This is a genomic window from Ichthyobacterium seriolicida, from assembly GCF_002369955.1.
In the GTDB taxonomy this organism is placed as follows: Bacteria; Bacteroidota; Bacteroidia; order Flavobacteriales; family Ichthyobacteriaceae; genus Ichthyobacterium; species Ichthyobacterium seriolicida.
The window spans coordinates 1,758,077-1,777,667 of sequence record NZ_AP014564.1 but is presented as its reverse complement, the minus strand read 5'-3'; the positions used below and the strand labels follow the sequence as shown (position 1 = coordinate 1,777,667).

Sequence of the window (19,591 nt, the reverse complement as noted above, 5' to 3'; positions counted from 1 at the left end):
AATTGTTAAAACTTGAGTTAGATTGCCCCAGATTATTCATAGTCATATTAACCTGGATTATTCATAGTCATCTTAAAATAGATTAGACGTGATATTTTTTCCTTAATTTTTTTGTTAATCGAAAATAATCCTTCTTCTCTGTCGTTTTTCTTGCACCATTTTTTAGCACGACAATGATCTTTTTTAACCTGAGTTCGATTAATAAACCGAATTAATACGGGCGTTACCGACGACTGGGTATTTGATAGAGGGTTTTTTAGGCGAAAAGCTGTAAGCGATAAGTCCAGAAATAATATTGGTTAAAAAATTAGCAAAACTTCTATGTCTAGAATGTTCTATCTGACAAATATTTTTAAGCTGATCATTGATGGTTTCTATGATTGATCTCTTTCTGAGTAATAGTTTATCAATCATTGGCATGAGGGTATTTTTCATGTTATTTTTAACTGAGGTAATCAATTCTACGCCTTTTTCAAAGAGATTTTTTCTTAAATCTTTGCTTATGTACCCTTTGTCACCAAAGAGTTTTCCAAATATTTTAGTCAAAAAACGCTCGTTTTTTAATGGCGTTCTATCATCTTCATTAGCTCTTGTGATGCAAAAATTTAGTATTTCTCCTCGGTCGTTTGTGACTATATGAAGTTTAAATCCATAAAACCAGCCCGTTGATTTTCCTACATTAGCAATGCCTTTGAATACCTTATTTCTACTTATTCTTTTATATTTACAAACACGAATCGGAGTAGAATCTACAAATGAAATTCCAGTACATTTTCCTAAACAGAATGTCTTTAAAAACAAGGTAAGAGGTAATAAATTTTGTTGCATTAATTCCACAAATATGTTGTATGATACGGTTTTAGGAAATTCTTTAGTCATGTATTTTTGTAAATAATTCAAATAAAAATGCTTGAAATTTCTCATGCTACTGTGTTGAAAAATAATCATTATGGTTATTATTTCGCTAGAACTCATTCTGCATGGGCGTTTTGATTTATTCCCCAAAAGGGCTTTATCAATAACTTGAGAATATTTTTTACAAAATTCATCAACTAAACAAAATATTTCTGTGATTTTCGAGCAAGTTATCATGCCTGTTTTTTTTTAGAATTAAAACGTTGAATTTTAGAGCGTTAAATTAATCTAATTCCATTGTTTTTATTGACTATTTTACACCTAATTATTAATCGAACTCAGGTTAAAAAAGATCATTACCGTGCTAAAAAATGGTGCAAAAAAAACGACAAAGAAGAAGGATTCTTTTCTATTGACAAAAAAGTTAATTAAAAAATATCACGTCTAATCTATTTTAATATGACTATGAATAATCCAGGTTAAATCAAGGCTTTCAAGTGCTTTAATTAAGTAAATTATTAATCGAACTCAGGTTAAAAAAGATCATTACCGTGCTAAAAAATGGTGCAAAAAAACGACAAAGAAGAAGGATTCTTTTCTATTGACAAAAAAGTTAATTAAAAAATATCACGTCTAATCTATTTTAATATGACTATGAATAATCCAGGTTAAATCAAGGCTTTCAAGTGCTTTAATTAAGTAAATTATTAATCGAACTCTAGTTAGTAAGGTAGTTTAACAGTTTTATTTTTTTATAATGAACTGTAAAGTTAAGAATAGTAATACATACCTATTGCAAACAAAAAAGCCGCTTAAGCTTTTTATCTCAAGCGACTATTAAATAATAACGATAATTATACTACTCAGACGTTTTACATGTCTTGCACTTTTATATTAATCCTTTATATAATTTTGTATTGCTCGAAAACATCCATTGCATATCAGTAACATTAGAAACATTCCAGTTACTTATATCGCTGTTGAAAGATTTGGCTCCATAAAACATCCATCGCATATTAGTAACATTAGAAACATTCCAGTTACTTATATCGCTGTTGAAAGATGTAGCAAAATAAAACATATCAGACATATCAGTAACATTATCCACTTTCCATTTGCTTAAGTCTTGATTAAAAGCTGTGGCATCTTTAAACATCATTGCCATATCCCTAACATTATCCACTTTCCAAGTGCCTATATTTTGATTAAAAGCTGTGGCGTTAGAAAACATCCAAGACATATTAGTAACCTTAGAAACATTCCAACTACCTATATTTTGATTAAAAGCTGTAGCATCATCAAACATCCCTTGCATATTAGTAACCTTAGAAACATCCCATTTGCTTATATCACCGTTGAAAGCTGTAGCCTTTCTAAACATAGAATTCATATTAGTAACCTTAGAAACATCCCATTTGCTTATATCACCGTTGAAAGCTGTAGCTCCATAAAACATCGATTGCATATTAGTAACCCCATCTAAATTAGGTGTTTCCATAGGTAACGAAGTTAATTTTTCGCAGCGCATAAAATACCATCCATAATTACCGAATTTCATATCACCCCAATCTGATATATCTAATATTTTATCTTTGCTATTTGGAATCTTTAAGAAATTAAACCCTTCTATTTTTCCTGTAATAGTTATAGTTTTTTCACCTGGTGTTGCATATCTGTGACTTTTAGTATAGTCATCATAAGAAGTAATTTTTTGTTCTGCTGTACCATCTCCCCAGTCTACTCTAAAGTCATAGCTTCCTCCAGTGTAAATAGGTAATTGTATTTGTTCGTTGGATGAAGTAGTTTTCCACTTAGAAATAAATTTTTTTAACTCATGGGTAATATTCACAGTGTAATCTTTACTTGTTCCGCTTTCCGCTGTTACTGTGTATTTCACAGCTCCTGTAGGAATAATTGAAAGGTCTATACTTTTAGAGTTTTCGGATATAGAAGCAAATTCTGAAATTCGTATTGACGGCACTATGTTTTTTATTTTTTCTAAATCATAGTAAGATAAATCTGTTAGTGATATAGATATACTTGAACTATCTTCGTTTATAGTTGTCAATATTTGTGCTTTCACATCATTAGGTTTCGTAATACTAAATGATAATATTTTATTTTCAGATATTGGTTTTGACACAGAAACAGTTACTGTATAGGTTTTAGATTCTCCTTTTTCAGAAGTAATTGTAAAAGCTACAGGGCTAGAAAAATCTTTAATTTTACTAGGATGAGGTTCTATTTTTTTACCTATAAACTTTATTGTAGGAACTAACTTGGTTATTAATTCTCTTTTTTTGTAAGGTAAAACAAAAGATATCCTAGTAGAATCTGTAGATTCTATAACTCCTTCTATATCTTTACTCAGACCTTTATTCTTAGCAGAATCAAAATTCAAACTGAAAGAAAGTAAAGAATCAATATCTGAAGTATTTTTTACTTCATCTAAAGTATCTTCTACTTTTTTTTCTTTTGTACAAGAAGTAAAAGAGATAATTTGAAAAATAAGTATATAAAACAGTAAAATTTTTGATTTCATAATATTAAAATAATAAATTAAAAGCCTATTTTAGAGATAAATACGCAAAATATTCAAGCTTTCCAGTCTGAGCCAATAAAGATGCTAAGTTAGTAGTTTTATTTTAAAGATTAAAGAGATATTACTCCTTGTAATTTAACTCGGATTTAAGGAAATACCCCTTTAGTTTTGGGCTCTTTTTGTATGCTTATGAGGCTGATTTAGTCGGAATTTAACAATTCTTGCACTAAAACATTCTAGTTATCACAAACACTAATATCTTTAATAGCAGTTAATTCAAGCCTTTCAAGTATTTTTGCTAAACAAGTTATTAATCCAACTCAGGTTTATACTATTCAGATGTGCCGCCTATTTTTGTAGGACACTTGCCCTTATTAGTGCAGGAACTAGAACTAGAAGACATTGGTGAATTTCTAAACATATCTGTCATTCTTGTAATATTTTGCACTTGCCAAGAACTTAAATCTTGGCAGAATTGGGTAGCGCCATCAAACATCCATCTCATATCCGTAACATTAGTTGGCCTCCAATTACTTATATTGCCGTTGAAAACTATAGCACCATCAAACATCGATCTCATATCCGTAACATTAGAAACAGTCCAACTGCCTATATTTTGATTGAAAGCTTTGGCACGATAAAACATCGATTGCATATTCGTAACATTAGAAACAGTCCATTTGCTTAAGTCTCGATTAAAAGCTGTAGCGCCATTAAACATCGATTGCATATTCGTAACCTCAGATGGCCTCCAATTACTTATATTACCGTTGAAAGCTGTAGCTCCATTAAACATAGATTGCATATTCGTAACCTTAGAAACATCCCAATTCGTTAAATCTTGATTGAATTTTGCTGCTCCATCAAACATCCATTCCATATTCGTAACATTAGATGGCCTCCAATTACTTATATCACCATTGAAGACTCTAGCTCCATAAAACATCTGTGACATATTAGTAACACTAGAAACATTCCAGTTACCTATATCACCGTTGAAAACTGTAGCGCCATTAAACATCGATTGCATATTAGTAACCCCTTCTAAATTAGGTGCTTCTTGAGGTAATGTTTTTAACTTGGCACATCCTTCAAAACATCCAGAGTAAGATGTAGAAGTTTGATGTTTTTGAATACTATTCTCTAATTTCAGATCACCCCAAGATGAAATACCTACTATTTTATCCTTGCTAACTTTAACCTTTCCGAAGTTAAACCCTTCTATTTTTCCTGTAATAGTTATAGTTTTCTCACTTGCTGTTGTATAAGTATATAAAGCCTCACTTATATTATTATTTTTGATTTGCTTAGGTCCTGAGCCGTCACCCCAGTCTACAGTAAAATCATAGTCTCCTCCCTCATATATAGGTAATACTATTTTTTTATCTCCAGCAACATTCCATTTTGAGATAAATTGCTTTAATATAGACACCGTTATCGTATATGTTTTTTCTTCTCCTTTTTCAGAAGTAATTGTAAAAGTTACAGGGTTAGAAAAATCTCTAATTGTACTAGGGTCAGGTTCTATTTTTTCACCTACAAACTCTATTGTAGGAATTAAACTTCCTTTATCAACAGGTAAAACAACAGATATCTTAGTAGAATCTTCAGAATTGATAACTCCTTTTATATCTTCACTCAGACCATTATTCTTAGCAGCCTCAAATTTGAGAGATAATATTTTATTCTCAGAGCTTGGTTCTGACACAGAACCAATTACTGTATATATTTTAGCTTCTCCTTTTTCAGGAGTAATTGTAAAAGCTACAGATCTAGAAAAATCTGTAATTGTACTAGGGTCAGGTTCTATTTTTTCACCTACAAACTCTATTGTAGGGACTAACTTGGTTATTAATTCTCTTTTTTTGTAAGGTAAAACAAAAGACATCTTAGTGGAGTCTGCAGAATCGATAACTCCTATTATATCTTCACTCAAACCATTATTCTTAGCAGCCTCAAATTTGAGAGATAATATTTTATTCTCAGAAGAGAATATTTTACTCTCAGAGTTTGGTTCTGGCACAGAAACAGGTTCTGTATCTGAAGTATTTTCTGCTTTTTCTTCTTTTATACAAGAAGTAAAGGAGATAATTTGAAAAACAAATAAATAAAACAGTACAATTTTTGACTTCAAAATATTTAAAATAATAAACTAAAAGCCTATTTTATAAAAAAATCACTTACAGTCTTTAAACTTTCTAACCTCAATTAATAAAATTGCTAAGCTAGTAGTTTTTTTTAATATTTAAAAGAAAATATTACTCCTTGTAATTTAATAATTCTTGTACTAAAACATTTTATTTATCATAAACACAAATCTCTTTAATACCAGTTAATTCAAAGTTTTCAAGTACTTTAATTAATTTATTAATCGAACTCAGGCAAATAAATAGTTTGTACGGCAGTAAAACGGAAAAAGTCGCTTAGGATTTTACCTTAACCCGCATTATTCATAGTCATATTAAAATAGATTAGACGTGATATTTTTTCCTTAACTTTTTTACTAATCGAAGAGAACTCATCTTCTTTGTCGTTTTTTTGCACCTTTTTTTAGGATGACAATGCTCTTTTTTAGTGTTTTTACATGGTTTTTTAACGACAAGGCGTAACTATCCCAAGCTTGTTCATTTCACAAATAAACAACCGTTACTGGGTAATAATTTCCCGAAATAAACCCTTGTAAACAAAAGATTTAGATAGCTGGTAATAGATTCGCCTTTTGGTAATTTTAATCGTTGCTCCTACCTTGAGAAGATAGGTTCTAATCGAACTGATTAACCATTTTTTTGCTACTTCAAATCTTGTTTTCTTTATCTTCTGTTTCAGTAATAAAAACATTTCATAGGCAAGACTACTCATCATAAGTCGAAAAAAATTAGCAAGAAAACTATGATTTGACAAACGATCAGAAAAACACATATTTTTAACTTCTTTAATTCTATTTTCACTCGAATCACCTCTTTTAACATAAAAGTCAAAGTAAATTTCTCTAGCATCCTTTTGGGGAATATTACTAGAAAAATGCCTTATGTTCATCCCTAATCCTGTACTCTCAACTTTAGAATAGCACTGTTGAGGCTTGTGCCAACTCTTGGCTTTGTACGTAAAACTCATAAAATGTTGGTGCTTCTCTCCCTGATCTAAATACATTTTTTTTACAGCATTTTTTGACCGAGACACCTTTCTTTTTAAAACTTTATTGCTCGCTATGCCTGTAACATATAGTAAATCAAAATCATCTACTAATTGGTAAAAAGCGGCGCAGCTAAAGCCACTATCACTTCTAATAATTATTTCCATCTCTGGGTAACTCTCACGTATTTTGATAATTATTCGCTTTAAAATACTCACATACCATTTATTGGAATGACTGTTTCCTGGGCGGAGTACAGGAAGAATAATCTGTCGTGGTGTCTCCATCATGAAAAAAATAGTTCATTGTACATGAATTGACCATAATAACCATTAAACATTGACAATTGTTGACTGCCATGAGTTGGATCATCGGTTGAATCTACGTCAATAACTATTTTCTTGCGATCAGATAAACTTGAAACATATTTGTATAACCACGCATAACAAAACTTAAAAACAGCCTGTTTGTCAAAGCTATTCTCAAATCTTGATATAGTAGGTTGAGAGGCCAAATCACCTTGAAGAACATCTTTGAATAAAGGATCGTTCTGTAAATGATTAACATCATTGGCGTCTTCATAGCCCAACATGATCATATAAACCCTCTGCTTTAACTGATGCTCTCTGGTATAAATAATAAATCTAGAGTCTCGAGTATCAGGCAAAAGTTTACTGTAATAATGAATCAATCTATGATCTCGTTCTAGTTTTTCAAGCATGATTAAAGATCCATCAGAGCTAATTTCTGATGATGAAAAATTTAACTCAACAGATTTTCTCCCTCTATAAAATAATGTGTTTTTATTCCTCATTTTTGGGCTATATCTAAAGTGGTGAATTTTTGGTTAAAACCTTCTAAAATTAACACTTTATGCCTAATATTAACAATATATCTATGAATAATCTGGGTTAACTGTTAAAGTGTACTCTTTAGATTTTCCATTCTTGTCTGTTATTGTATATTTTACAGGAGTTCTAAAATCTTGTACTTCAGTTACTGGAGGTTCTATTCTGATGCCTTCAGGAATAGGCATTGTGGGTATTAATTCATATGACACATTTTCTATTGATACTGAAATAGTACTGGTTATGTCAATACTTTTATACTTATAAGGAGGTTTAAGTGATCTGCTTTTATATCTTATATTTGCACCCTTTAATGTGTAAAGGTAAACTATAGTTACAATGGAGGAAGTTTTAATAAAGGGATTGCAATTTTTTTTGAGCATTTCTATACTAGTCATATTTCACGAATTAGGACATTTTATACCAGCTAAATTATTCGGCACTAAGGTGGAAAAATTTTACTTGTTTTTCGATCCTTGGTTTTCTCTGTTTAAAAAGAAGATAGGCGGCACAGAATATGGAATAGGATGGTTACCTATGGGGGGATATGTCAAAATAGCTGGAATGGTCGACGAGAGTATGGATCTAGAACAACTAAAACAGGAACCTAGACAATGGGAATTTCGTTCCAAACCAGCTTGGCAGAGACTTATAATAATGGTTGGTGGAGTAACGGTGAATCTAATTCTAGCTGGGGTAATATACTCTGGAATAGCTTATACTTGGGGAGATGAATACTTGCCAGTAAAAAATATAGAACACGGATTTTTAGTAGACAGTTTAGGCAGAGAGATAGGATTTGAAAACGGAGACAAAGTAATAAGTATAGACGGCGTCGAGCCAATTTCTTATATGGAGATGTCTGAAAAAATAGTCCTCGGTGCAAAAGAGGTTACAGTGTTGAGGAATGACAATGAAATCAAAACTATAAACATAAAGCCTTCCCATATCAAACACATTATTAAAAATCCTCTTTTCTTAAAACCCGATACTCCCGCTGTAATAGATAAGGTCATGGAAAACTCTCCTGCTGAAAAAGCAGGGATTCAACGAGGAGATAAAATTTTAACTATCAATGGAGAATCAACTGTTTTATTTAGCGATATTATCGAGGAATTAAGAAAAAAATCTACAGAAAATGATCTTGTAAATATATCTGTGTTAAGGGATAATAACACTTTAGATTTTAATGTAAATCCCGATAATGGCGTTATCGGAATTAAATTTATTCAGGATTTAACGACCTTAAAAACAGAGACTAAGAAATATAGCTTAATAGAATCTATTCCTGCTGGAATGAGAAAAGGATATGAGAGGTTGAATTCTTATATAAGTCAATTTAAAATTATATTCTCTACTGAGACAGAAGCTTATAAATCTGTAGGCGGATTCTTATCTATAGCTAAGCAGTTCCCCTCCACTTGGAATTGGCATCATTTTTGGTCTTTCACAGCATTTTTTTCTTTGATGCTGGCATTTTTAAACATTTTACCTATACCCGTCTTAGACGGAGGTCATGTAGTGTTTGTACTATATGAAATGATAACTAGAAGGCCTCCTAATCAAAAAGTTTTGGAATATGCTCAAATAGCAGGATTTGCTATTGTTTTATTTCTATTCATATTTGCTAATATAAATGATGTGATAAAAATCTTCTTTAGCTAATACCATCCATAAATAAATTTTGAATGAACTTTTTGTTAAAATTACTGTTGGCTGTCATATTATTTTATGCTTGTGGCAGTAATAAAAAAGAGAGCTCTAAAAAAATAAAATCAGATAAATCTACAATAGCTCTCAGCAGATCAGCTGAAAATACTGAAGAAATAGATGATCTAAATAAATCGATGATAACTTTTGATGAGTTATTATTTAATACCGGTAAAGTAATCACACCCAAAACTCTGGAATCTTCAGTCAGTGTAAGTATTAAAAGTAAAGATACTGACATGTCTCTTTCACTCGATATGAGACTAGAAAAAGATAGTATAATCTGGCTGAATTACTCCTTATTAGGATTTCCTGTCTTTAGGGCAAAAATAACCCCTGATAAAATTTCGGTAATGGACAGAATAAATCAAGTTCATTATGAAACTGATTTCTCTTATGTGGAAAAAATTCTAGGCATAGAGTTAAAATTTAACCAATTGCAATCTATTGTTTTTGGTGAACCTATCTTCCCATTTGAAAGAGAAAAAACCTCTTTGAGTGCAGATTCCAATGCCTATAAAGTTATTGATAAATCTTCTTTAAACAAAACAGTGTGGTTTAATTCTAAAACGCTTAAGGTGATTAAACAACACGTACAAGATAAAAACAATAGAGCTATATACCTTAAAAATGATGAGTTTTCTGACTATAATTCCATCGTTTTGCCCACCAGCGTTTCGCTCACTCTAAAGGAAGATCTAATAAATAATACTCTTGTCAAACTAAATTTTTCTACCTCTGGTATAAATAAAAAGTTTTCATTCCCTTATGAAGTGCCTAAAACATATAAGCGTATCGTTCAATAAGTATAATTCTAAGGTATTTCTAGTTTTATTATTATCCTTAAGTACAACTCTTGTATTCTCACAGGTAAATAAACAAAACCTCGAAAGGGATAGTAAACAACTCAAAAAAGAGATAAATATTTTAAATAATGTCTTAAAAAATAACATAAAAACTTCTGAAAAATCTGTTTTTGAAGTACAAGCCATAAGTAAAAAGATAGAAATACGAAAAGACATTATAAGTAATATAGATGTAGAGATAAATAATATAGTTAAGGATATATACTCGTATGAGGCTCACATATCACAACTAAAAAAAGATCTGAAAAAACTCAAAGAAAACTACATCCAAACAATCAGGCAATCTTATAGAAGTATATCTTCCTACAACAGGATAATGTTTTTATTGTCATCTGAAGATTTATTTCAGGCATACAAGCGCCTTAGATATATGAGAGAATACGCTAATTACAGAAAAACAGAAGGTGAGAGAATATTAAAAAAGAATAAGGAAATATCTATTTCAATACAGAAATCAAATAGAATAAAAAAGGCAAAAATAAAATTATTAGAAAAAAAGAAAGAAGAATTAGGTATTCTAAAAGATGATAGAACCACTAAAAATGACATCATTAAAAACCTGCGCAAAAAAAATAAGAAAATACTAGCTCAAATAGATAAAAAAAGAAAGTACGACAGAATATTACAAAAGGAGATAGAGAGAATCATAGCCTTAGAGATGGAAGAAAAAGCAAAAGCTTTTAGGCTTACAGAAGAAGCGAAAAAACTCTCTGATAATTTCAAAAAGAATAAAGGCAAATTGCCATGGCCAGTCAAAAGAGGAGTGGTAATATCTTCTTATGGAAAACAACCACACCCTAGCATACCCAATATCTTCTTGTATAACAACGGGGTACACATACTTACAGAGAGTAAAAATGCTCGTTCGGTATTCTCTGGAGTAGTGACTTCAGTTCAGTTAATAGGAGAGAGTTTAGCCATAATAATAAAACACGGAGAATACTTAACTGTATACTCAAACATATTGAAGTCTTATGTCAAAAAAGGCGATGTAGTATCTACAAAACAAAAAATAGGAGATATATATAAAGATATCATCGACGAGAAAACGGTTCTACACTTTCAAATTTGGAAAAATAACAAAAAAGAAGATCCCTCAAAATGGATTTATAAAATGTGATCTATGAAAGGCATTATAGTCAAATCTACTGGAACTTGGTATAAGGCTCGCTTAGATTCTGGGAATATTATAGAATGTAGAATAAGGGGCAAGTTCAAGATAAAAAACATAAAAAGCACCAATCCAGTAGCCGTTGGAGATAAAGTTGAAATAAAAATCGATCAAGACCAAAGCGCTGTTATAACCTCTATAGAAGACAGAAAGAACTACATAATCAGAAAATCTGTAAACCTCTCTAAGAGAACACACATTATAGCATCTAATATCGATACTATATTCTTGGTCATAACCATGATAGAACCCAAAACGCTAATAACTTTCATAGATAGGGTATTGGTAAACGCACAAGCATATGGAATAGATGTAATCTTATTATTTAATAAGATCGATCTATACGATGAAAATATAAAGATGGAGATGAAAAAATATATAGATATGTATTCCAATATTGGCTATCAATGCTTATATATCTCTTGTAAAGATGGAACAAATATCGAATCCCTAAAAGATATGATGAAAGATAAGACGAATATTTTCGTAGGAAATTCTGGAGTGGGAAAATCTACTATTGTAAATGCTATAGATAACAATATCAATTTAAAGACAGATAATATCTCAAAATCCCATAAACTAGGAAAACACACAACTACTTTTGCAGAGATGTTTGAATTGAATTTTGGAGGTTTTATAATAGATACTCCTGGCATAAAGAGTTTCAGCTCTGTGGATATAGAAAAAAATGAGTTAGGACATTATTTTCCAGAGATATTTAAAATAAGTAAATCTTGTAAATTCTACAACTGTCTTCATATAAAAGAGCCTGGATGCGCTGTTTTATCAGCTCTTGATAAAGAGGAAATACATTTTAGTCGATACAAAAGCTATCTAAATATTCTAAATGAAGACGACCATAACTACCGTTAATACCCCTTTTTTAGTTTGAACTGATAATAAGAACTGACATTATCCTGAAAAATGTATAAAATTTATACTTAGTATAAAAAACCTTAGATATTTAAAAAAAACCAATTAAAACTTCATACAAATGAAAAAAAGAAGATTCATTAAAAGATGAGTTTTTAAAACAATTCAAAACAGGAGAAGATCTGATATCATTTCTAAAAGATATTTAGAGATGTGGTATTTAAAAGATTCTAGAAGGGAAAGTAATTATATTTCTTTTGTTTTCTAACTGCTTGTTTTTATTGACTTTATAGGTTTTTAGTGTCTCTTCTTTGTTGCCCAATTACTCTTTATTTCTTATATTTTGTTGCCTATTTGTTGCCCTAATAGCTTATCTGTTGCCCAAATCAAAAAGCAACAAATCAAAATGATGCACCATATAGCACCTCTTAAGCAACATTGAGCTAGAAGTAGCACCAAATGAGCAGTACAATTAAAATACCGAAATTCTGTCAATTCTATGAAATGGCTTTTGTCGCACAAAAGACCACTACTAAGTATTGCGGTCATACGTGTGCAAGTAGAGCCCATAGATAAACAATAACAAGCCTACATCTTTTGGAATTTACAAGGTTACAAACTATATAAACCTTACCTATACAATCAGGAAATCATTATCAATATAAGGACACTATCCCATAAAGTGTGTAAATAGGGATTCTGGTCGTTATTTTTTCTATCGAAAAATCCACCACCTAAGTATTTCTTTTTCTAAACGGGTTCTTTAGGAAAATGCGAATTTATAGGCATTAAAAGTTAATAATAATATTCTAGTAAAATACACTTGTTTTTTTTCATCCCATAATTTAGGGTGTTATTCCTACATTTGACATCTGATATTTTTCATGTTATCAACAGAATCAAGGAAGTATTAGATGAGAAAAGGATTAAGCAAACATGGTTGGCTACAAAGCTAGGGAAAAGCTACAATGTGGTTAATGGTTATGTAAATAATGCTAGACAACCAAACGTTGAGGTATTATATAAGATTGCCGAATTACTTGATGTAAGTGTGAAAGAGTTATTAATTGAGAATAAAGAAACGAAATAAATATATGATTAACGTTAAAGAATCAGCTAATTTTATTTGGTCAATAGCTGACTTACTTAGAGGTGATTACAAGCAGAGTGATTACGGTAAGGTGGTATTGCCATTAACTGTCTTAAGAAGACTAGATTGTGTTTTAGAAAGTTCAAAGGATAAGGTGCTAAAGAAATTTGAACAGGTCAAGACCATGAACATCCAAAACCTAGACTCAATTCTTAATAAGGAAGCTGGGTATAAATTCCACAACAGGAGTCAATTTGATTTTAACAGACTAATAGAAGACCCCGAAAATATTGCAGCTAACCTTAGAAACTACATCAACGGGTTCTCTGAGGATGCAAGAGAAATTATAGAACAATTTGAGTTTGATAATCAAATCACTAAGCTGGATGATAATAATTTATTATTCATGGTTTTGAAGCGATTCCAAGAAGTTGACTTTCACCAGGATAAGATTTCATCTATGGAGATGGGCTACATTTTTGAGGAATTGATTAGAAAGTTTGCAGAGATATCTAATGAGACTGCTGGGGAGCACTTTACTCCTAGAGAGGTCATCAAGCTAATGGTGAATCTTCTTTTCATCGATGATAGAGAAACACTAACTCAAAAAGGAATTATTAAGACTATTTATGATTGCTGTGCGGGAACAGGTGGTATGCTATCAGTAGCTGAGGAATACCTAAAAGAATTAAACCCTGATGCTAGATTAGAAGTATTTGGTCAAGAGTTGAACCCAGAATCTTACGCCATTTGTAAGTCAGATATGCTTATCAAAGGACAAAATGCTAGCAATATTAAGAAAGGTAATAGTATCTCTGATGACCAGTTAGGAGGCAAAAAGTTTGACTATTTAATCACTAACCCACCTTTCGGTGTGAAGTGGAATAAGATTGAAAAGAAAGTAAAAGAAGAGTATGAAGAATTAGGTCATGGTGGCAGGTTCGGTGCTGGCCTTCCATCCGTTAGTGATGGGTCATTCTTATTTCTAATGCACTTGATGAGCAAGATGAAACCAGAAGGTTCTAGGTTAGCTATAGTATTCAATGGGTCACCATTGTTTTCTGGGTCACCAAGCAGTAAGAAGAACGAATCAAGCATTCGTAAATGGATAATTGAGAATGATATGCTCGAAGCGGTAATAGCCCTTCCAAATCAGTTGTTTTATAATACAGGAATTAGCACCTACATATGGCTGATAACGAATAACAAGCCAGAAGAACGAAAAGGAAAAGTTCAGTTGATTAATGCAGTTGATTTCTTTGATAAGATGAGAAAGGCATTAGGCGATAAACGTAATGAACTAAGTGATGAGCATATTACTGAAATCACTAAAATATACGGTGATTTTATGGAGTCGGAAAACTGCAAAATATTTGATAATAAAGATTTTGGGTATTCCAAGGTTACGGTAGAAAGACCTTTGATGGAGAACGGTAAAATAGTGACTGACAAAAATGGTAATCCAAAACCTGATTCAAGTTTAAGAGACACCGAAAATATTCCATTGAAAGAAGATATTCAAGACTATATGGAGCGGGAAGTTTTACCACATGTTCCTGATGCTTGGATTGATGAGAAGAGAACCTTGATAGGCTATGAGATTAATTTCACTAAATATTTCTATAAATACAAACCACTAAGGTCATTAGAAGAAATTCGTGCAGATATTTTGGCTCTTGAAAATGAAACAGATGGGCTTATTAAAGAGGTGATTGCTTAGTTATGAAAAGGTATGATTCATATAAAGATTCTGGCGTAGAGTGGTTGGGGGAGATTCCTGAGCATTGGGAAATTAAAAAATTAAATAATCAATTCGAGGTAAATACAGGTTTTACACCTTCTACCAATAATTCTGATTACTATGAGAATGGTACTCACGATTGGCTTACAATTACAGATTTAGATAGTAAGTATGTTTCCACATCAAAAACTAAACTTACAGACTTAGCAGTCGAAGGAAGAAATAAAGTTCCCAAGGGTTCACTATTATACAGTTTTAAATTAAGTGTTGGTAAAATGGCTTTTGTTGAAAAAGATGTTTATACAAATGAAGCGATTTTCGCAATATATCCTGATGTAAATATAAATCTTAATTATTACTATTATTTATTCGGAGTTATATTGGCTCATAACTCGAATAAAAACATATATGGAGCTAATATTCTTAATCAAGAATTAATAAAAGCAAGTAAGTTAGTGGTTCCTGAATCAGAAGAACAAACCCAAATCGCCAACTTCCTTGACCTTAAGACCGCTCAAATAGATGACCTTATTAGTAAAAAAGAAAAGCTGATTGAGTTATTAAAAGAAGAGCGTACTGCCAACATTAACCAAGCAGTCACCAAAGGTCTTGACCCCAATGTTCCTATGAAGGATTCGGGGATAGAATGGTTGGGGGACATTCCTGAGCATTGGGAATCCTGGAAGATAAGTCATGCATTCGAAAAAATTGGTAGTGGTACGACCCCTAAGTCTGGAAATACAAAGTATCACGAAGAAGGTACGATTAACTGGTTAAATACAGGAGACCTTAATAATGGTGTTTTGTATAACTGCCAAAAAAAAATCACTTCAGCAGCACTTGAGGATTATTCATCCTTAAAGTTGTATCCGAAAGGTTCTTTGGTTATTGCAATGTATGGAGCAACAATTGGCAAAACGAGTTTATTAGAATTTGAGACAACTACTAATCAAGCGTGTTGCGTCTTCTCAGAGTCAGAAAAGATAGACCTCAGGTTTCTTCAACATTGGTTTAATGGGAATAAAGAGCACATCATTAATCTTGCTGTAGGTGGAGGACAACCTAATATTAGTCAAGATATATTAAAAGGAATCAGAATTTTTTGTCCTTCTAAAATAGAACAAACCCAAATCACTAACTACCTTGACTGCAAGACCGCTCAAATAGATGACCTTGTTAGTAAAAAAGAAAAAGAAATAGTATTATTAAACGAATACAAAACAGCATTAATCAGTGAGGTTGTTACAGGTAAGGTTGATGTGAGAGACGAAGATGTTGACATTTTTAAAGAAGCATCAGTATCAAGTTATCAAGCTGATAAAAAACAAACTCCAGAACATCACGAAGAGTAATTTCCCAAAACAGTATTATTTTGAATTAAGACATACATTAAATGGCACAAGGAATACATACAGAAATAACATTTGAAGCGGCAATTGAAGCTTCGTTACTTGAACACGGAGGCTATGTTAAAGGTCACTCAAAAGACTTTGACGCTCAAAAAGGAATATTCCCGAAATATGTTACCGAATTCTTAAAAAATTCCCAACCAAAAGAATGGGAAAAAATATCCATCTTTCATAAAGATAATATTGAAACAAAGGTTATAAATCGTCTTCTGAAGGAAATGGATTTAAGAGGAACCCTTGATGTTCTTCGAAAAGGTTTTACAGATTACGGTGTTAGATTTAAAATGGCTTATTTTAAACCTGAGAACGTACTTAATTCCGAAACACTTGCCCTATATCAGAAGAATCATCTATCTGTTACTAGACAGCTTTATTATGAGCGAAAAGGAACTAATTCTTTGGATATGGTATTATCACTAAACGGATTGCCGATTGCAACAATAGAATTAAAGAATCAGTTTTCAGGTCAAAACGTTAATAATGCTACAAAGCAATATGTTTACGACCGAGAACCAACTGAGCCAATCTTCCATTTCAAGAAGCGTTCATTAGTTCACTTCGCAGTTGATACTGATCAAGCCTTTATGACCACCCGTTTAGATGGTGAGAAGACTCGTTACCTTCCTTTTAATCTTGGCCATAACAATGGTGCGGGTAATCCAATTAACAAGGATGGTTATAGAACAGCCTACCTCTGGGAGTATGTATGGACAAAAGATAGTTTACTTGATATTGTTTCTAAGTTCCTTCACTTGGATGTGGAAGAGTATGAATTAAATGGAGTTAAGAAGAGGAAAGAGACCATGATATTCCCTAGGTTTCATCAGATGGAAGTAGTTAGAAAACTTACCGCCAATGCTCGAATTAATGGTGCTGGTTCTAACTATTTAATTCAACATTCCGCTGGCTCTGGAAAGAGTAATTCTATTGCGTGGTTATCTTACAGATTATCTAGTCTTCACGATGACAATAACAACAGAGTGTTCGATTCTGTTATTGTCATTACCGACCGTAGAGTACTCGATAATCAGCTACAGAATACTATTTATCAATTCGAACATAAAGATGGCGTAGTTCAAAAGATTGATAAGGATTCTCAGCAGTTGGCTAATGCTATAATAGCTGGTTCTAACATCATCATCACAACTCTACAGAAGTTTCCTTTTATTCTAGATAAAATTGGAGAAATACCTAACAGAAAGTATGCTGTAATAATAGATGAGGCTCATTCATCCCAAGGTGGGGAAGCTACTAAAAAGATGAAGGAAGTACTTTCAGCTAAATCATTAGAAGAAGCTGAGAAAGAAGAGGTATACTCTGGACTGGAAGAAGATGCAGAAGATGAAATAAGAAAGTCTATGGAAGCCAGAGGTAAACAGGATAACCTTAGCTTCTTCGCTTTTACCGCTACACCTAAATCAAAAACGATTGAGGTATTCGGTACAAAAGATTCATCTGGTAAACCAAAGCCTTTTCACCTGTATTCCATGAAGCAAGCAATAGAGGAAGGATTTATTCTGGATGTTCTTAAGAATTATATAACCTACAATACCTACTTCAAACTATCTAAAGAAATAGAAGAAGACCCTAACTTAAATAAGAAACAGGCTGCTAGGGCAATTTGTAGATTCTTATCTCTCCACCCATATAACCTTGCACAAAAAACAGAAGTAATTGTAGAGCACTTTAGACAAGTCGTATCTAAGAAGATTGGTGGTAAAGCTAAAGCAATGGTTGTGACGAGTTCAAGACTTCATGCGGTTCGGTATAAAGAAGAGTTTGATAAGTACATAACAGAGAAAGGATATACAAATGTTAAAACGGTGGTGGCATTTTCTGGTAAAGTAGTTTATGACACCTACCCCGAAGGAGTAACCGAAGTAGAACTCAATGGTTTTAAAGAGAAGGAACTACCTAAAAAGTTTGGGTCTGATGAATATCAGCTGTTGCTGGTAGCCGATAAGTATCAAACTGGATTTGACCAACCCTTACTTCATACCATGTATGTAGATAAAAGATTATCTGGAGTAAAATGTGTTCAAACCTTATCCAGACTCAATAGGATGTATGCTGGTAAAGAAGATACATTCGTATTAGACTTTGCTAACGAAACTGATGATATACTTAATTCATTCCAACCCTATTATGAGTTGACTACAGTAGAAGAAACTACTGACCCTAATCACCTTTATGATTTAAAAGGTGAGATTGATAAGGCTCATATCATTTGGAATACGGAAGTTGATGAATTTTGCAACGTATTCTTTAAACCATCAAAAACCCTTTCGGTTAATGAACAAAGGAAGTTAAATGCGTATATAGACCCTGCTGTGGAACGATATAAGCAGTTGCCAGAGGAAAACTCTAAAGATGATGTAGTGGGTACTGAAATTACCCAAGAGAACTTTAAGCATGCACTACAATCCTTCACCCGATTGTATTCATTCCTTACTCAGATTATGCCATTTAGTGATGTGGAACTAGAGAAGCTAGTTACTTATGGCAGATTCTTATTGAAGAAGCTTCCTCGAAAAAATCAATCAGATAGATTTAATTTGGGTGATGAGGTTTCTCTTGAATATTATCGATTACAAAAGGTTGGTGAACACACCATTGCCTTAGAGAACCAAGAAGAGTATGGTTTAGATGGCAAATCGGAAGCTGGTATCCGTATGGGTAATAAAGATGAAGAAGCAGCATTATCAGAAATAATAGAAGTTCTTAATAAGCGTTTCTCAACTGAGTTTAATGATGCTGACAAGCTTTTCTTAGACCAGATAGAAGCTGAGTTGGTGTCGAATGAAAAACTCGCAGAACAAGCTAAGAATAACTCTATGGATAACTTCAAGTTTGGTTTCGAGGATGTTTTTATGGATAAGCTGATTAGTCGAATGGACCAGAACCAAGATATCTTTTCTAAGATTATGGATGATAAAGAATTCGGTGATCTAGTTAAGAATTATCTATTAAAGAAAGTTCATAACAGATTGAATAAATAGTATGTTATTTAGAGATAATTTAGATTCCATAAGAGTTCATTTAGAACCAGAGTTCGAAAATTTATTCTAACAAGCACTTGAGAATCAGAGTCATCCTTTTGATCTTCTCTTAGTGGTCATCAACTGAGATTTTGATAACCCGAATTATTCATAATCGTATGAATTTTCAGGTTAAATATATCGTTTTTATTAAGTTATTAATAAGTAATTGCCAATCTAACTCAGGTTATAAAATAATGTGTTTTTATTCCTCATTTTTGCACTTTATCTAAAGTGGCTGATTTTTGGGTAAAGCCCTTTAAAAATAACGCTTTATATTCAAATTGAAATATAAACCATGAATAATCTGGATTA

The 19,591-nt window shown here is 32.1% G+C and carries 14 protein-coding genes; 8 read left to right on the top strand and 6 right to left on the bottom strand.

Going from position 1 to position 19,591, the window contains the following annotated elements; genetic code table 11:
- Positions 1-198 precede the first annotated feature (198 nt).
- The 6 genes from JBKA6_RS06795 to JBKA6_RS07650 all read right to left on the bottom strand — a co-directional run bounded on the left by JBKA6_RS06795 (position 199) and on the right by JBKA6_RS07650 (position 7,590).
- On the bottom strand, positions 199-1,092 hold the full coding sequence (locus tag JBKA6_RS06795; RefSeq protein ID WP_096687103.1) for an IS982 family transposase: 894 nt from the start codon (positions 1,090-1,092) through the stop codon (positions 199-201).
- A gap of 652 nt (positions 1,093-1,744) precedes the next feature.
- Positions 1,745-3,397: a BspA family leucine-rich repeat surface protein gene (locus JBKA6_RS06790; protein WP_096687101.1), complete on the bottom strand. Its 1,653-nt coding sequence runs from the start codon at positions 3,395-3,397 to the stop codon at positions 1,745-1,747.
- Between the two features lie 331 nt (positions 3,398-3,728).
- Positions 3,729-5,531: a BspA family leucine-rich repeat surface protein gene (locus JBKA6_RS06785; RefSeq protein ID WP_096687099.1), complete on the bottom strand. Its 1,803-nt coding sequence runs from the start codon at positions 5,529-5,531 to the stop codon at positions 3,729-3,731.
- 512 nt (positions 5,532-6,043) lie between these two features.
- A complete protein-coding gene (locus tag JBKA6_RS06780) occupies positions 6,044-6,817 on the bottom strand; it encodes a transposase (protein WP_157776994.1) in 774 nt (257 codons plus the stop codon).
- Complete coding sequence (locus JBKA6_RS06775; RefSeq protein WP_096684921.1) at positions 6,817-7,344, bottom strand: transposase; 528 nt, start codon at positions 7,342-7,344, stop codon at positions 6,817-6,819. The genes JBKA6_RS06780 and JBKA6_RS06775 overlap by 1 nt, the downstream gene beginning before the upstream one ends.
- A gap of 81 nt (positions 7,345-7,425) precedes the next feature.
- Entirely contained in the window at positions 7,426-7,590 is a 165-nt protein-coding gene (locus JBKA6_RS07650) for a hypothetical protein (RefSeq protein WP_157776993.1), read from the bottom strand.
- A gap of 127 nt (positions 7,591-7,717) precedes the next feature.
- Here JBKA6_RS07650 and rseP point away from each other — a divergent pair, with 127 nt between their 5' ends.
- From rseP to JBKA6_RS06730, 8 genes are all read left to right on the top strand, one after another.
- A complete protein-coding gene (rseP, locus tag JBKA6_RS06765) occupies positions 7,718-9,043 on the top strand; it encodes an RIP metalloprotease RseP (protein ID WP_096687092.1) in 1,326 nt (441 codons plus the stop codon).
- A 23-nt stretch (positions 9,044-9,066) separates the two neighbouring features.
- Complete coding sequence (locus tag JBKA6_RS06760) at positions 9,067-9,894, top strand: DUF4292 domain-containing protein (RefSeq protein WP_096687090.1); 828 nt, start codon at positions 9,067-9,069, stop codon at positions 9,892-9,894.
- Positions 9,857-11,074: a murein hydrolase activator EnvC family protein gene (locus tag JBKA6_RS06755; RefSeq protein WP_096687088.1), complete on the top strand. Its 1,218-nt coding sequence runs from the start codon at positions 9,857-9,859 to the stop codon at positions 11,072-11,074. Before JBKA6_RS06760 ends, JBKA6_RS06755 begins: the two co-directional genes overlap by 38 nt.
- A 3-nt stretch (positions 11,075-11,077) precedes the next feature.
- Positions 11,078-11,998 carry a ribosome small subunit-dependent GTPase A gene (gene rsgA / locus JBKA6_RS06750; RefSeq protein ID WP_096687086.1) on the top strand — a complete coding sequence of 307 codons (921 nt, stop codon included), beginning with the start codon at positions 11,078-11,080 and terminating at the stop codon, positions 11,996-11,998.
- 865 nt (positions 11,999-12,863) lie between these two features.
- Positions 12,864-13,088, top strand: a complete 225-nt coding sequence (locus tag JBKA6_RS06745) for a helix-turn-helix domain-containing protein (RefSeq protein ID WP_394340178.1) — start codon at positions 12,864-12,866, stop codon at positions 13,086-13,088.
- A 4-nt stretch (positions 13,089-13,092) separates the two neighbouring features.
- Positions 13,093-14,808 (top strand): type I restriction-modification system subunit M, encoded by a 1,716-nt coding sequence (locus tag JBKA6_RS06740; protein ID WP_096687084.1) that lies wholly within the window; start codon positions 13,093-13,095, stop codon positions 14,806-14,808.
- A gap of 2 nt (positions 14,809-14,810) precedes the next feature.
- The gene (locus JBKA6_RS06735) at positions 14,811-16,181 is read left to right on the top strand and encodes a restriction endonuclease subunit S (protein ID WP_096687081.1); all 1,371 of its coding nucleotides are present in this window, start codon (positions 14,811-14,813) and stop codon (positions 16,179-16,181) included.
- Between the two features lie 41 nt (positions 16,182-16,222).
- Positions 16,223-19,237 carry a type I restriction endonuclease subunit R gene (locus JBKA6_RS06730; protein ID WP_096687079.1) on the top strand — a complete coding sequence of 1,005 codons (3,015 nt, stop codon included), beginning with the start codon at positions 16,223-16,225 and terminating at the stop codon, positions 19,235-19,237.
- Positions 19,238-19,591 lie beyond the last annotated feature (354 nt).

Bases quoted from the DNA above. Each gene is read 5' to 3' on its own strand.
- JBKA6_RS06760 (WP_096687090.1), top strand. From the start codon at position 9,067: ATGAACTTTTTGTTAAAATTACTGTTGGCTGTCATATTATTTTATGCT.
- JBKA6_RS06780 (WP_157776994.1), bottom strand. From the start codon at position 6,817: ATGGAGACACCACGACAGATTATTCTTCCTGTACTCCGCCCAGGAAAC.
- rseP (WP_096687092.1), top strand. From the start codon at position 7,718: ATGGAGGAAGTTTTAATAAAGGGATTGCAATTTTTTTTGAGCATTTCT.
- JBKA6_RS06730 (WP_096687079.1), top strand. From the start codon at position 16,223: ATGGCACAAGGAATACATACAGAAATAACATTTGAAGCGGCAATTGAA.
- JBKA6_RS06775 (WP_096684921.1), bottom strand. From the start codon at position 7,344: ATGAGGAATAAAAACACATTATTTTATAGAGGGAGAAAATCTGTTGAG.
- JBKA6_RS06790 (WP_096687101.1), bottom strand. From the start codon at position 3,397: ATGAAATCAAAAATTTTACTGTTTTATATACTTATTTTTCAAATTATC.
- rsgA (WP_096687086.1), top strand. From the start codon at position 11,078: ATGAAAGGCATTATAGTCAAATCTACTGGAACTTGGTATAAGGCTCGC.
- JBKA6_RS06735 (WP_096687081.1), top strand. From the start codon at position 14,811: ATGAAAAGGTATGATTCATATAAAGATTCTGGCGTAGAGTGGTTGGGG.
- JBKA6_RS06795 (WP_096687103.1), bottom strand. From the start codon at position 1,092: ATGATAACTTGCTCGAAAATCACAGAAATATTTTGTTTAGTTGATGAA.
- JBKA6_RS06740 (WP_096687084.1), top strand. From the start codon at position 13,093: ATGATTAACGTTAAAGAATCAGCTAATTTTATTTGGTCAATAGCTGAC.
- JBKA6_RS06755 (WP_096687088.1), top strand. From the start codon at position 9,857: ATGAAGTGCCTAAAACATATAAGCGTATCGTTCAATAAGTATAATTCT.